Genomic DNA, 14,381 nt, shown 5'->3' with positions numbered 1-14,381 from the left:
ATCTCTGTAGCCGCTGCCGCAGGCTGCGCTGAGGTCCGCAGGACCTCCCGGCGATTTCCAAAGGCTGCGACCGCGTTGCGGTCGAGCGCAGCCTGCGGCAGCGGCTACAGGCGTCCAGCCTGACACCGTAAAAATGCTGAACAATAAGAACAAAATCCGAGGTGTTGCATGTCCGAGTCACTCAAGGCGCACGTCCCTCCTGCGCCACCACGAGAGCCCTTGCCACTGCTGCAACTGATCCTGGTGGGTATCCAACATGTGCTGCTGATGTACGGAGGCGCCATCGCGGTGCCGCTGATCATCGGACAAGCCGCCGGCCTCTCCCGTGAAGAAATCGCCTTCTTGATCAACGCCGACCTGCTGGTCGCCGGCATTGCCACCCTGGTGCAATCGCTGGGTATCGGCCCGGTCGGCATTCGCATGCCGGTGATGATGGGTGCCAGCTTTGCCGCCGTCGGCAGCATGGTCGCCATGGCCGGCATGGAAGGCGTCGGCATGACCGGTATCTTTGGCGCGACCATCGCCGCCGGATTCTTCGGCATGTTGATTGCGCCCTTCATGTCCAAGGTGGTGCGCTTCTTCCCGCCTTTGGTCACCGGTACCGTGATCACATCCATTGGCCTGTCGCTGTTCCCGGTTGCGGTCAACTGGGCCGGAGGCGGCAGTGGCGCGGCGCAATTCGGCGCGCCTGTCTACCTGGCCGTTGCCGCTCTGGTGTTGGCCACCATTCTGCTGATCAACCGTTTCATGCGCGGCTTCTGGGTCAATGTCTCGGTGCTGATCGGCATGGGCCTGGGTTATGTGATCGCGGGCATGATCGGCATGGTCGACCTCAGTGGCCTGGCCGAAGCGCCGTGGCTGCGCGTGGTCACGCCCCTGCATTTCGGCATGCCGACCTTCAGCCTCGCACCGATCCTGTCGATGTGCCTGGTGGTGGTGATCATCTTCGTCGAGTCCACCGGGATGTTCCTGGCACTGGGCAAGATCACCGACCGGGAAGTCACGCCAGGCATGCTGCGTCGTGGCCTGCTGTGTGATGCGACCGCCTCGTTCTTCGCCGGCTTTCTCAACACCTTCACTCACTCCTCCTTCGCCCAGAACATCGGCCTGGTGCAGATGACCGGCGTGCGCTGCCGCTCCGTCACGGCGGTAGCCGGGGGCCTGTTGATCGGCCTGAGCCTGCTGCCCAAGGCGGCGTTCCTGGTGGCCTCTATTCCACCGGCTGTTCTGGGTGGTGCGGCCATCGCCATGTTCGGCATGGTCGCAGCGACCGGTATCAAGATCCTCCAGGAAACCGACATCAGCGACCGCCGCAACCAGTTGCTGGTGGCCGTCAGCGTCGGCATGGGCCTGATTCCGGTCGTACGCCCGGAGTTCTTCGCCCATATGCCCCACTGGCTGGAACCGATTACCCACAGTGGCATCGCCATGGCGACCCTCAGCGCCCTGTTCTTGAACCTGTTGTTCAATGTGCTGGGCGGTGCGGAGCGCCGGGAACTCGAGCAAGCGGTACAGCATCATTGATCGAACAGGGCAGCGGTCCGGATGACGCTGCCCCTTGGTCTCTTTTCTGACCAAGTGCTCCATTTTTCAACGCCCGTAACATAACGGAACGCTTGAGCAGTACCACGCGAGCCAGTATCCTCCGCGGCCGCTCAAGCCAGGCGTAAAGAATCTCGCCCGAGATTACTGACCGATCAGTCAAGCAGACCATCGGTTGGCATGCGTCAAAGTCAGCACGTACAACTTTCCTCTGTTCAGACCTTTGTCGAGCAGGATATCTGCGGCCGATCGAGCATTGCGGCCCAGCTCTTGCCAACAAACTGCGGCCAGATGAAAAAAACTGACCCAAAAGACAGCTTTACCTGAAAACGGCGCCGATCGAGAGCGCTGGAACAAACAAAAAAACGAGAACCATCTACCCTGGGAGCAACCGAATGAAACGCACTATCTCGAACGTGATCTTGGCAGGCAGCCTGTTGGCCGGCAGCCAGGCCATGGCCGGCGATTGGCTTCACTGGCAGGACAACAGCCTGACTTACCTGTACGGCAAGGACTTCACCGTCAACCCGTCGACCCAGCAAACCGTCACCTTCGAACATGCCGACGGCTGGAAGTACGGCGACAACTTCCTGTTCGTCGACAAGATCTTTTACAACGGTGACAAGGACTTCCTGGTCGGCGACAACACTTACTACGGTGAAGTCAGCCCGCGCCTGTCGATGGGCAAGATCTTCGATCGCAAGTTCGAGTTCGGCCCGATCAAGGATGTGTTGCTGGCCATGACCTACGAGTTTGGCGAAGGCGACGTAGACTCCTACCTGATCGGTCCAGGTTTCGATCTGGCGATTCCGGGCTTTGACTACTTCCAGTTGAACTTCTACCAGCGCACCAGCGATGGTGACCGCCCGGGCGACGATGTCTGGCAGATCACCCCGGTCTGGTCCTACACCATTCCCGTGGGCCGCTCCGATATCAAGATCGACGGCTTCATGGACTGGATCGTCGACAACGACGAAAACGCGCGCGGCACCTACCACTCCAACCTGCACTTCAACCCCCAGATCAAGTACGACCTGGGCAAGGCGCTGCGTTGGGGTGAGAAGCAACTGTACGTCGGTATCGAATACGACTACTGGAAAGACAAGTACGGCATCGAAGACTCGCCTTCGTTCGACACCGATCAGAACACCGCCAGTCTGCTGGTCAAAGTGCACTTCTGATCAAGCATGGCGTTTGTATAAGCGCCCTGACCTGCAGCCTGCCGGCGCCCGGCCCGAGTCAATCGGGTCGGGCGCTTTGGGTTCAAGCGGAAAAACCGGCGAAACAATCCAGAACACGATAAAAAAATCTTTTATATGCCAATTTAATCTACGAAACCGCCAAAACCTGACAGAACTGATAGTACCCGGCAACTCAGGACTTCCACACAGTGGAACTGTCGAATGGGCGGCTAATTTCTGGAAGGTACGTCATGAATATCTGGAAGTCTTATGTTGACGTGAACCTGGTAGGTGCGGGTCTCAAACAGGCCGCCATCGCGGGACAAGATGGGCAGATATGGGCTGCATCTGCCGGCTTTGACCTTATGCCGGATGAAGTGCTGGGGCTGATGAGTACGTTCAGTGCCCCGACAGAGGCACTGTATTACGGCTTCAGGATAGAAGGCGCCAAATATTTCACGCTAATGGCCGATCGCTGGATTCTTCATGGAAGGAAAGGCTCGCAAGGCTGTGTGTGCGTCAAGACATCAGAGGAGATCCTGATTGGGATCTATGACGAAGACTTTCCTTGCAACAAGGCATTGAGAATCCTCGATCGATTTGCCGCCTACCTGGTCGTCCTCAACTTCTGACCGACCGCCACAGCTTTCCCACTCCAGTGACCAGCATCAGCACCACGGCACCCGCGACGATACCGGCCAGCGCACTGAGCAGGGTCGGCACTATCAAGGTGAAGGCACCGACTATTGGCTCGAGTCGTTGCGTGACGTTCTCGATCCAGTGGTGGGCCGCGGGGATACCGTGGGTCAGAATCCCGCCGCCGACCATGAACATCGCCGCCGTGCCGATGACCGACAGGCTCTTCATCATGTAAGGCGCCGCGCGCAGTATCGCGCCACCAATAGCCTGGGACACTCGCCCTGTTTTTTGCGTCAGCCACAACCCCAGGTCATCGAGCTTGACGATGCCGCCGACCAGGCCGTACACGCCGATGGTCATGGCGATGGCAATGCCCGAGAGCACGACGATTTGTTGGGTCAGCGGCGAATCGGCGACGATGCCCAGGGTGATGGCAATGATTTCCGCCGAGAGAATAAAGTCCGTGCGCACTGCGCCTTTGATCTTGTCTTTTTCGAATGCCACCAGATCGATGGCAGGGTCGGCTACCGCCTCGACCAGCTCGGCGTGCTCGGCCGCGTCTTCAGCTTTGCTGTGAAGGAGTTTGTGCGCCAGCTTTTCGAAGCCTTCATAGCAGAGGAAGGCGCCACCCACCATCAACAGCGGCGTCACCGCCCAAGGTATGAAGGCACTGATCGCCAGGGCTGCCGGCACCAGAATCAGTTTGTTCAGGAACGAGCCCTTGGCCACCGCCCAGACCACCGGCAGTTCCCGCTCGGCACGAACCCCGCTGACCTGTTGAGCGTTGAGCGCCAGGTCATCGCCCAGCACGCCGGCGGTCTTCTTCGCGGCCAGCTTGGTCATCAGGGCGACGTCATCGAGCACCGTGGCGATGTCATCGATCAAGAGCAGCAAACTGCTTCCTGCCATATCAATATCCTTGAGTTCTGAATGTCAGGTGGCTTTTATCACGGGCTGCCTGTAACCGCACATAAAACCCGTTCACACAACAGAATCCGTATTGGATTACACGCTCTGAGCCGTTGTCCCTGCTTTTTCCTGTCCCGTTGCCCCCTAGCATGGTCTGGCCTGCTGACCAGAGGCGAACCCCTTCCCTCACAGGCATACCCTTTCTGAAAATCATGGAGCAACCCATGCGTTATAGCACTTTACCTTTGCTTTTTTCGGTCCTGTTCGCCGGTGGTGCCCTGGCCGCCGACATCGAATACTGCCCGGACGTTTCCAGCATCAAGAACACCCACGGTGTCTACACAGCCCCAACGGCCAATGGCATGTACGAGTGGATCGGCGTTGCCCAAGGCGCCACCACCGGTGACGTGACCGAGTTCAGCAGCGGCCTGTTCTACCCGGACGAACAAAAAGGCACCCAGATGGGGGTTCTCTCCAAGTGCACCTACAAGACCCAGAACGCCAGCCTGGTGGACTTGCGCTACCGTCCGGAAGTGAATCCCGACATCCGGGTCAAACTCGAAAAAGTCGAGAACTGGGAAGAGAAGGAAGGCCATTTCGGCATCAAGTACTTCGAATGCGAATCTAAAGCCAGCGGTGCCTGCGCGTTCAGCGAAATCCCCCAGTGAAGCCCCCCCGACCCGGAAATTCCGGGTCGGGTCAGCGTCCTTACAAGTGCGTCGCATTCTCCCGGGTGTTTTTCGGTGCTACCATCCGCGCTCGCAGCATCTAAGGACCCCCCAGCACCATGAGCAGCATTCGCGAGCGCAACAAAGAACTGATTCTGCGCGCAGCCAGTGAAGAGTTCGCCGACAAGGGCTTTGCCGCCACCAAGACCAGCGATATCGCGGCCAAGGCCGGGTTGCCCAAGCCGAATGTCTACTACTACTTCAAATCCAAGGAAAACCTCTACCGCGAGGTCCTGGAAAGTATCATCGAGCCAATTCTGCAGGCGTCCACGCCGTTCAATCCGGACGGTGAACCCAATGAAGTGTTGAGTGGCTACATTCGCTCGAAAATCCGCATCTCGCGCGACCTGCCCTTCGCTTCGAAGGTGTTTGCCAGCGAAATCATGCACGGTGCCCCGCACTTGAGCCCGGACCAGGTCGAGCACCTCAACGCCCAGGCCAAACACAACATCGACTGCATCCAGACCTGGATCGACCGTGGCCAGATCGCCCCGGTCGACCCCAATCACCTGATGTTCAGCATCTGGGCCGCGACCCAGACCTACGCGGACTTCGACTGGCAGATTTCGGTGGTGACCGGCAAGGCCAAGCTTGACGATGTCGATTATGAAGCGGCGGCGCAGACCATTATTCGGTTGGTGCTCAAGGGGTGTGCGCCGGAGGTTTGATTCTGGAAGGTCCTACGGACCTTATCGCGGGCAAGCGGAGCGCCGCCCGGCCCGCTCCCACATCGGATCTGTGTTGAATCACAATTTCGTGGACGACATCAAACCTTGTGGGAGCGGGCCGGGCGGCGCTCCGCTTGCCCGCGATCGAGCGCGCAGCGCTCGTTAATCAGGCAACCACTGCCACCTGCGCCTGCAACCCCAACGCCTCGATCGCACTGATCGCGCACTGCTCGTCGATGTCCGAAGTATCCCCACTGATCCCGATCGCCCCGATCACCACCCCGGCCTGATCCCGAATCAGCACCCCACCCGGTGCCGGCACCGCCGTGCCACGCCCCAGTTCATTCAACGCCGCATAGAACCAGGGCCGCTGCTGCGCATCCTGAGCCAGCAGGCGCGAGTCCTTGCCCAGGGCAATGGCGCCCCAGGCCTTGCCTTGCGCCACGTCCGGGCGCACCAGGCTGGCGCCATCCTCGCGCTGTAGCGCCAGCAGGTAACCACCATTATCGAGTACCGCCACGGTCAACGGCGCGGCAGCGATCCTGCGCCCGGCCGCGAGGGCCTCGTTTACCAGGCTGACAGCGACTTTCAAGGTCAGAGCGTTCATGCGTACGTCCTCTTGTTATGAGAAGCCCAAAGGGCAAGTGAAAATTCCGTACGACAAATAGAACACAATGAGATATTTATTTGTATACAATATTTTCAACTCGTCGATTCAAACCGACCAATGAGCCGTTCAAACGGGCGTTTCAGCGAATCCACTGGCAGCGACGAAAATGGATTGACCTTACTCGCCACCCGTGAATACACTCTGCGCAAAGCAAGTTGTATACAATTACAAAACACAAGAGGCACAAAACCATGAGCAAAATGAGAGCAATTGATGCAGCCGTTCTGGTGATGCGCCGCGAAGGTGTTGACACCGCCTTTGGCATTCCCGGTGCAGCCATCAACCCGCTGTACTCTGCCCTCAAGAAAGTCGGCGGTATTGATCACGTCCTCGCTCGCCACGTTGAAGGCGCCTCGCACATGGCCGAGGGCTACACCCGCACCAAGGCCGGCAACATCGGTGTGTGCATCGGCACCTCCGGCCCTGCCGGCACCGACATGGTCACCGGCCTGTACAGCGCCTCTGCCGACTCCATCCCGATTCTCTGCATTACCGGCCAGGCACCCCGTGCACGGATGCACAAGGAAGACTTCCAGGCCGTCGACATCACCAGCATCGTCAAGCCGGTGACCAAGTGGGCGACCACTGTACTGGAACCCGGCCAGGTCCCTTACGCGTTCCAGAAAGCCTTCTACGAAATGCGCTCCGGCCGCCCAGGCCCGGTGCTGATCGACCTGCCGTTCGACGTGCAGATGGCCGAAATCGAATTCGACATCGAAGCCTACGAGCCGCTGCCGGTACAGAAGCCGGCCGCCAGCCGCATCCAGGTCGAAAAAGCCCTGGCCATGCTCGACACCGCTGAACGTCCGTTGCTGGTTGCCGGTGGTGGCATCATCAACGCCGATGCCAGCGACAAGCTGGTGGAATTCGCTGAACTGACCGGCATCCCAGTCATCCCGACCCTGATGGGCTGGGGCATTATTCCTGATGACCACCCGCTGATGGTCGGCATGGTCGGCCTGCAGACTTCGCACCGCTACGGCAACGCCACCCTGCTGAAATCCGACGTGGTTCTGGGTGTCGGCAACCGTTGGGCCAACCGTCACACCGGTTCGGTCGACGTCTACACCGAAGGCCGCCGCTTCATTCACGTCGACATCGAACCGACCCAGATTGGCCGCGTATTCACCCCGGACCTGGGCATCGTTTCCGATGCAGGTTTTGCCCTGGACATGTTCCTGGAAGTGGCACGCGAGTGGAAAGCCGCCGGCAAGCTCAAGGACCGCAGCGCCTGGCTGCAAGACTGCCAGCAGCGCAAAGGCAGCCTGCAGCGCAAGACCCACTTCGACAACGTGCCGGTCAAGCCGCAGCGTGTGTATGAAGAGATGAACCAGGTGTTCGGCAAGGACACCTGCTACGTCAGCACCATCGGTCTGTCGCAGATTGCCGGCGCGCAGTTCCTGCATGTGTACAAGCCACGCCACTGGATCAACTGCGGCCAGGCCGGCCCGCTCGGCTGGACCATTCCGGCAGCCCTGGGCGTGGTCAAGGCGGATCCCGCGCGCAAGGTCGTGGCCTTGTCCGGCGACTATGACTTCCAGTTCATGATCGAAGAACTGGCCGTGGGCGCGCAGTTCCACCTGCCATACATCCACGTCGTGGTGAACAACTCCTACCTGGGGTTGATTCGTCAGTCGCAACGCGGCTTCGACATGGACTACTGTGTACAACTGGCGTTCGAGAACCTCAACGCACCGGAACTCAATGGCTATGGCGTCGACCACGTCGCCGTCGCCGAAGGCCTGGGTTGCAAGGCCCTGCGCGTGTTCGAACCGGCCGAAATCCAGCCGGCGCTGCGCAAGGCCCAGGAATTGATGGCTCAGTTCAAGGTACCGGTCGTGGTCGAGATTATTCTGGAGCGCGTGACCAACATTTCCATGGGCACTGAAATCAACGCCGTCAACGAGTTCGAAGACCTCGCCCTGGTCGGCGACGATGCGCCAACCGCGATTTCGATGCTCGATTGATTGACCCGTCCCTCTCCCCGCCTGGGGAGAGGGCACACCGTTTACGCAAGGAGACAACCATGCCGCGTTTCGCCGCCAACCTGTCCATGCTGTTCACCGAGCAGGACTTCCTCGCCCGTTTCAAGGCTGCCGCCGATGCCGGCTTCACCGGGGTCGAGTACCTGTTCCCGTACGATTTCACCTCGGCTGACATCAAGGCACAACTCGATGCCAACGGCCTGACCCAGGTGCTGTTCAACCTGCCTGCCGGCGACTGGGCCAAGGGTGAGCGCGGGATCGCCTGCCACCCGGACCGCGTCGAGGAGTTCCGCTCTGGCGTGGATCTGGCCATCGCCTACGCCCAGGTGCTGGGCAACACCCAGGTCAACTGCCTGGCCGGTATCCGTCCGCAAGGCCTTGAGTGCGCCGTGGTCGAAGAGACCTTCGTCGCCAACCTCAAGTACGCCGCCGACAAGCTGCAAGCGGCCGGCATCAAGCTGGTCATGGAAGCGATCAACACCCGCGACATTCCCGGCTTCTACCTGAACACCACCCGCCAGGCCCTGGCGATCCAGGAGAAGGTCGGCAGCGCCAACCTGTTCCTGCAATACGACATCTACCACATGCAAATCATGGAAGGTGACCTGGCGCGGACCATGGCCACGCACCTGCCGCAGATCAACCACATCCAGCTGGCCGACAACCCCGGCCGCAACGAGCCGGGCACGGGCGAGATCAACTACCGCTTCCTCTTCGAACACCTGGACCGCATCGGCTACCAGGGCTGGGTGGGCTGCGAATACAAGCCGCTGACCACCACCGAAGCCGGCCTGGGCTGGTTGAAAACCCATAACGTGATCTGAAACCAGGGCGCCGATTGGCCCCGACTGACTGAACACCTGTAGCCGCTGCCGCAGGCTGCGCTGGAGTCCCGCTGGGGCTCCCCGGCGATCTTGAGATCCTGCGCCTGCTGTGCAGGCGAGCGCAGCCTTCGGCAGCGGCTACATCGGCCCCCTTACAAGAAAAGAGGCAATTCTCATGGCTAAAATCGGCTTTATCGGCACCGGCATCATGGGCCACCCCATGGCACTCAATCTGCAGAAGGCAGGCCACAGCCTGTTCCTGTCCGCCCACCACGATCCAGCACCGGCTGACCTGATCGCCGCAGGCGCCGTGGCCCTGGCCAACCCGAAGGAAGTGGCCCAGGAAGCCGAATTCATCATCATCATGGTGCCCGATACCCCGCAGGTCGAAGACGTACTGTTCCGCGAAAACGGCATCGCCGACGGCCTGAGCCCGAACAAGATCGTCATCGACATGAGCTCGATCTCGCCATCCGCGACCAAAGGCTTCGCCGCCAAGGTCAACGCCAAGGGCGCGCAGTACCTCGACGCACCGGTTTCCGGTGGCGAAGTCGGCGCCAAGGCCGCGACCCTGAGCATCATGGTCGGTGGCGACGCCGATGCCTTCGAGCGCGCACTGCCGCTGTTCCAGAGCATGGGCAAGAACATCACCCTGGTCGGCGGCAACGGCGATGGCCAGACCGCCAAGGTGGCCAACCAGATCATCGTCGCCCTGAACATCCAGGCCGTCGCCGAGGCCCTGCTGTTCGCCGCCAAGAACGGCGCCGACCCGGCCAAGGTGCGTGAAGCGCTGATGGGTGGCTTCGCTTCGTCGAAGATCCTCGAAGTGCACGGCGAGCGCATGATCAAGGGCACCTTCGATCCGGGCTTCCGCATCAGCCTGCACCAGAAGGACCTGAACCTGGCCCTGCAGGGTGCGCGCGAGCTGTCGATCAACCTGCCCAACACCGCCAACGCGCAACAGGTGTTCAGCACCTGCGCGGCCATCGGTGGCAGCAACTGGGACCACTCGGCGCTGATCAAGGGGCTGGAGCACATGGCGAATTTCTCGATTCGCGATAAGTAAGCAGTTTGTAAGGCCGGGGATGATGGGGTGCCTGTCAGGGCCTCATCGCTGGCAAGCCAGCTCCTACAGGTTAAGCGCATCTACCCTGTAGGAGCTGGCTTGCCAGCGATGGCCACGACACAGCTCTCCCGGCCAACCAAAAAAAACAACAAACGGGAGCCTGCCATGTCGGTCGATCCGCAAAAAATCCTCCGCGAGCTGTTCGCCACGGCCATCGAAGCCGCGCACCCACGCCAGGTCCTCGAAGCCCACTTGCCCAAGGACCGCAGCGGCCGGGTCATCGTCATCGGTGCCGGCAAGGCGGCCGCGGCCATGGCCGAAGTGGTCGAACGCTGCTGGGAAGGCGAAGTGTCCGGCCTGGTCGTGACCCGCTACGGCCACGGCGCCAATTGCTCGAAAATCGAAGTGGTCGAAGCCGCGCATCCGGTGCCTGACGCCGCCGGCCTGGCCGTGGCCAAACGCGTGCTGGAAATGGTCAGCGACCTGAGCGAAGACGACCGCGTCATCTTCCTGTTGTCCGGCGGCGGCTCTGCCCTGCTCGCCCTGCCCGCCGACGGCCTGAGCCTCGCGGACAAGCAGACCATCAACAAGGCCCTGCTCAAATCCGGCGCCACCATCGGCGAGATGAACTGCGTGCGCAAGCACCTCTCGGCGATCAAGGGCGGCCGCCTGGCCAAGGCTTGCTGGCCGGCCACTGTCTACACCTATGCGATTTCCGATGTACCGGGCGACCTGGCCACGGTCATCGCCTCCGGCCCCACCGTGGCCGACCCGAGCACCTCGGCCGAAGCCTTGGCGATCCTCAAGCGCTATGGCATCGAAGCCCCGGTGGCCGTACGCAACTGGCTGCAAAATCCTGACTCCGAAACCATCAAGGCCGACGACCCGTGCCTGGCCCGCAGCCACTTCCAATTGATCGCCCGCCCCCAGCAATCGCTCGAGGCGGCCGCCGTACTGGCCCGTCAGGCCGGCTTCAGCCCGCTGATCCTCGGCGACCTGGAAGGCGAGTCGCGGGAAGTGGCCAAGGTGCATGCCGGCATCGCCCGGCAGATCGTCCTGCACGGCCAGCCGCTGGCCGCGCCCTGCGTGATCCTCTCCGGTGGCGAAACCACCGTGACCGTGCGCGGCAATGGCCGTGGCGGGCGCAACGCCGAGTTCCTGCTGAGCCTGACCGAAAACCTCAAGGGCTTGCCCGGCGTTTACGCGCTGGCCGGTGACACCGACGGCATCGACGGCTCGGAAGACAACGCCGGTGCCCTGATGACGCCCGACAGTTATGCCCGCGCCGAGGCCCTGGGCCTGAGCGCCAGCGACGAACTGGACAACAACAACGGCTACGGCTACTTCGCCGCCCTCGACGCCTTGATCGTGACAGAGCCGACCCGGACCAACGTCAACGATTTCCGCGCCATCCTGATCCTCGAGAGCCCCCACCATGACGCCTGATAAAAAAGTAAAAATCCTCGCGACGCTCGGTCCTGCCACCCAGGGCATCGACGACATTCGTCAGCTGGTTGAAGCCGGGGTGAACATCTTTCGCCTGAACTTCAGCCACGGCGAGCACAGCGACCATGCCATGCGTTACCAGTGGATCCGCGAAGTCGAAAGCCAGCTGAACTACCCGCTGGGCATCCTCATGGACCTGCAAGGGCCGAAGCTGCGCGTGGGCCGTTTCGCGGACGGCAAGGTCCAGCTGCAACGCGGCCAGGTATTGCGTCTGGACCTGGACAGCACCCCTGGCAACGAAACTCGTGTCAACCTGCCACACCCGGAAATCATCGCCGCACTGGAGCCAGGCATGGACCTGCTGCTCGACGACGGCAAGCTGCGCCTGCGCGTGACCGCCAAGCATGACGATGCCATCGACACCGAAGTGCTCAACGGCGGCGAGTTGTCCGATCGCAAGGGCGTCAACGTGCCCCAGGCTGTGCTGGCCCTGAGCCCGCTGACCGCCAAGGACCGCCGTGACCTGAACTTCGGCCTGGAGCTGGGCGTGGACTGGGTGGCCCTGTCGTTCGTGCAGCGCCCGGAAGACATCCGCGAAGCCCGTGAGCTGATCGGCGAACGCGCCTTTCTCATGGCCAAGATCGAAAAGCCCTCGGCCGTCACTCACCTGCGGGAAATCGCCGAACTGAGCGATGCGATCATGGTTGCCCGTGGCGACCTGGGCGTCGAAGTCCCGGCCGAAAGCGTGCCGCAAATCCAGAAAGGCATCATCGCCACCTGCCGTCAGCTGGGTAAACCGGTGGTGGTGGCCACGCAGATGCTCGAGTCGATGCGCTTCTCCCCGGCACCGACCCGCGCCGAAGTCACCGACGTCGCCAATGCCGTGGCCGAAGGTGCGGACGCGGTGATGCTCTCGGCCGAAACCGCCTCGGGCGACTACCCGCTCGAAGCCGTGCAGATGATGAGCAAGATCATTCGCCAGGTCGAAAGCGGCCCCGATTACCAGGCGCAGCTGGATGTCAACCGGCCCAAGGCCGAAGCCACGGTATCGGATGCGATCAGCTGCGCGATCCGCCGTATCAGCAGCATCTTGCCGGTGGCCGTACTGGTCAACTACAGCGAGTCGGGCAGCTCCAGCCTGCGCGCTGCCCGTGAGCGCCCGAGCGTGCCGATCCTCAACCTGACACCGAACCTGCAAACCGCTCGTCGCCTCACCGTGGCCTGGGGCGTGCACTCGGTGGTCAACGATCGCCTGCGCCAGGTCGATGAAGTCTGCTCCACGGCGCTGGAGATCGCCCAGGCCCAGGGCATGGCTGGCCGTGGCGACACGCTGTTGATCACCGCGGGTGTGCCTTTTGGGCAGCCAGGTTCGACTAATTCATTGCGGATTGAGACCCTGATCTAAGCCACGTTTTCTCGGGCAATGCCTGCCCCCTGTGGGAGCGGGCTTGCCCGCGATTGCATCGACACGGATCAACTGAAACAACGCGGTGCCTGCATCGCGGGCAAGCCCGCTCCCACAGGAGACACCGCTCACAATCCGAGTACCACAACTCCGGAAGAACCGCGCTCACACGAAGCGCCTCCGGTCCACCCCACCCTTTCAACTGCCCCCCATGTCCACGAAGAACCTGATCCACTGCCCCGATTGGGCCACTGCCCTGCTCAACGGCTTCAGCCAGGTCCTGCTCCAGCGCAACCCGCTGTGCGGCCTGTTCTGCCTGTTGGCGATCCTTATCACCGCCCCCGACCTGTTCGGCGGCGCCCTGCTCGGCGCGCTCACCGGTTTGCTCACCGCACAACGGCGCGGCTACAACCGCAGCGACCGTCAAAGCGGCCTGTACAGCTACAACGGCGTGCTGATCGGCCTGTTGATCTGCCATCAACTGCCCTGGTCAGCCATCCTGCCGCCGCTGATCATCGCCGCCAGCGGCCTGAGCAGCATCCTCGTGCACCAATGGCTCAAGCGCGCCGACCGCGGCCAACACCTGCCCGCCTACACCAGCCCCTTCGTCCTGCTGGGTTGGGCATTGCTGATGGCAATCGAACCCACCAGCGCCAGCACGGTACAGGTAGAACCCAACCCCCTGTTCGCCCTGGCTCGAGGCCTGGGCCAGATCTTCCTGCTCGATCAACCGCTGGCGGGCCTGCTGATCGCCATCGGCCTGCTCATCGCCGACCGCTATGCGGCGGCCTGGGCACTCTTGGGGTCGGCCATCGGCGGCAGCGTTGCACTGCTCAGTGGCGACGCCAACGCTGCGCTCTACGGCCTTTTCGGGTTCAACGCAGCCCTCGCGGCGTTGGCGTTGAGCCATACGCGCCAACAACCCTGGCGGCCCTTGCTGGCCATCGTCCTGGCGATTGCACTGCAATTTGGCTTCATAGCGTTGTCAATGCCTGCGCTGACGGCGCCATTCATCCTCGCCTGCTGGCTACTCCATGCCGGTGGCCGCTTGCTGCCCAAGACGACGCAAGCCAGTGCCCCGATGGACCAGACCCTGCGCAATCTCGCACGGCGTTCGCGCGCACAATAAGCCTGCGTTCCCTGTAGGGTTGGGCGTAACTGGCCCGGCGTAGCCGCTGCCGAAGGCTGCGCTCGCCTGCATAGCAGGCGCAAGATCTCAAGATCGGCGGGGAGCCCCTGCGGGACTCCAGCGCAGCCTGGCGGCAGAGGCTACGCCGATCGTTGTGCCCCGAACCATCCATGCTCCTGGTTGATTCTT

At 61.7% G+C, this 14,381-nt stretch carries 13 protein-coding genes; 11 read left to right on the top strand and 2 right to left on the bottom strand.

All coding sequences use genetic code 11. The features are described 5' to 3' along the window. Nucleotides 1-168 precede the first annotated feature (168 nt). The 3 genes from NVV94_RS08075 (at nt 169) to NVV94_RS08065 (ending at nt 3,355) form a co-directional block, all read left to right on the top strand. Entirely contained in the window at nt 169-1,524 is a 1,356-nt protein-coding gene (locus NVV94_RS08075) for a nucleobase:cation symporter-2 family protein (RefSeq protein WP_258446678.1), read from the top strand. A gap of 413 nt (nt 1,525-1,937) precedes the next feature. Continuing rightward, nucleotides 1,938-2,723: an outer membrane protein OmpK gene (locus tag NVV94_RS08070; RefSeq protein WP_258446677.1), complete on the top strand. Its 786-nt coding sequence runs from the start codon at nt 1,938-1,940 to the stop codon at nt 2,721-2,723. A gap of 251 nt (nt 2,724-2,974) precedes the next feature. Beyond that, nucleotides 2,975-3,355, top strand: a complete 381-nt coding sequence (locus tag NVV94_RS08065) for a profilin (protein ID WP_258446676.1) — start codon at nt 2,975-2,977, stop codon at nt 3,353-3,355. On the opposite strand, the gene NVV94_RS08060 is transcribed toward NVV94_RS08065, so the two are convergent. Next, on the bottom strand, nt 3,345-4,271 hold the full coding sequence (locus NVV94_RS08060) for a DUF808 domain-containing protein (RefSeq protein ID WP_258446675.1): 927 nt from the start codon (nt 4,269-4,271) through the stop codon (nt 3,345-3,347). The two genes, NVV94_RS08065 and NVV94_RS08060, sit on opposite strands and share 11 nt — an antisense overlap. 224 nt (nt 4,272-4,495) lie before the next feature. On the opposite strand from NVV94_RS08060, the gene NVV94_RS08055 reads away from it, so the two are divergent. Together NVV94_RS08055 and NVV94_RS08050 are read left to right on the top strand one after the other, a co-directional pair. Continuing rightward, nucleotides 4,496-4,939, top strand: coding sequence for a DUF3757 domain-containing protein (locus NVV94_RS08055; RefSeq protein ID WP_258446674.1), 444 nt, complete (start codon nt 4,496-4,498; stop codon nt 4,937-4,939). Between the two features lie 119 nt (nt 4,940-5,058). Further along, nucleotides 5,059-5,667, top strand: coding sequence for a TetR/AcrR family transcriptional regulator (locus NVV94_RS08050; RefSeq protein ID WP_258446673.1), 609 nt, complete (start codon nt 5,059-5,061; stop codon nt 5,665-5,667). Nucleotides 5,668-5,833: 166 nt separating this feature from the next. On the opposite strand, the gene NVV94_RS08045 is transcribed toward NVV94_RS08050, so the two are convergent. Further along, nucleotides 5,834-6,274 carry a heme-binding protein gene (locus tag NVV94_RS08045; RefSeq protein ID WP_258446672.1) on the bottom strand — a complete coding sequence of 147 codons (441 nt, stop codon included), beginning with the start codon at nt 6,272-6,274 and terminating at the stop codon, nt 5,834-5,836. Nucleotides 6,275-6,528: 254 nt separating this feature from the next. Here NVV94_RS08045 and gcl point away from each other — a divergent pair, with 254 nt between their 5' ends. The 6 genes from gcl (at nt 6,529) to NVV94_RS08015 (ending at nt 14,192) form a co-directional block, all read left to right on the top strand. Next, a complete protein-coding gene (gcl, locus tag NVV94_RS08040; RefSeq protein ID WP_258446671.1) occupies nt 6,529-8,304 on the top strand; it encodes a glyoxylate carboligase in 1,776 nt (591 codons plus the stop codon). A 59-nt stretch (nt 8,305-8,363) separates the two neighbouring features. Further along, complete coding sequence (hyi, locus tag NVV94_RS08035) at nt 8,364-9,146, top strand: hydroxypyruvate isomerase (protein WP_258443233.1); 783 nt, start codon at nt 8,364-8,366, stop codon at nt 9,144-9,146. Between the two features lie 175 nt (nt 9,147-9,321). Continuing rightward, entirely contained in the window at nt 9,322-10,212 is an 891-nt protein-coding gene (locus NVV94_RS08030) for a 2-hydroxy-3-oxopropionate reductase (RefSeq protein ID WP_258443234.1), read from the top strand. Nucleotides 10,213-10,377: 165 nt separating this feature from the next. Beyond that, nucleotides 10,378-11,658 carry a glycerate kinase gene (locus NVV94_RS08025; protein ID WP_258446670.1) on the top strand — a complete coding sequence of 427 codons (1,281 nt, stop codon included), beginning with the start codon at nt 10,378-10,380 and terminating at the stop codon, nt 11,656-11,658. Next, nucleotides 11,648-13,063: a pyruvate kinase gene (gene pyk / locus NVV94_RS08020; RefSeq protein ID WP_258446669.1), complete on the top strand. Its 1,416-nt coding sequence runs from the start codon at nt 11,648-11,650 to the stop codon at nt 13,061-13,063. The genes NVV94_RS08025 and pyk overlap by 11 nt, the downstream gene beginning before the upstream one ends. Before the next feature lie 211 nt (nt 13,064-13,274). Next, nucleotides 13,275-14,192 carry an urea transporter gene (locus NVV94_RS08015; RefSeq protein WP_258446668.1) on the top strand — a complete coding sequence of 306 codons (918 nt, stop codon included), beginning with the start codon at nt 13,275-13,277 and terminating at the stop codon, nt 14,190-14,192. Nucleotides 14,193-14,381: the final 189 nt, after the last annotated feature.

Origin of the sequence: Pseudomonas sp. LS1212 (assembly GCF_024741815.1) — a bacterium.
GTDB lineage: Bacteria > Pseudomonadota > Gammaproteobacteria > Pseudomonadales > Pseudomonadaceae > Aquipseudomonas.
The sequence above is the reverse complement of the archived record's forward strand: the minus strand, read 5'-3'. Positions and strand labels throughout refer to the sequence as shown.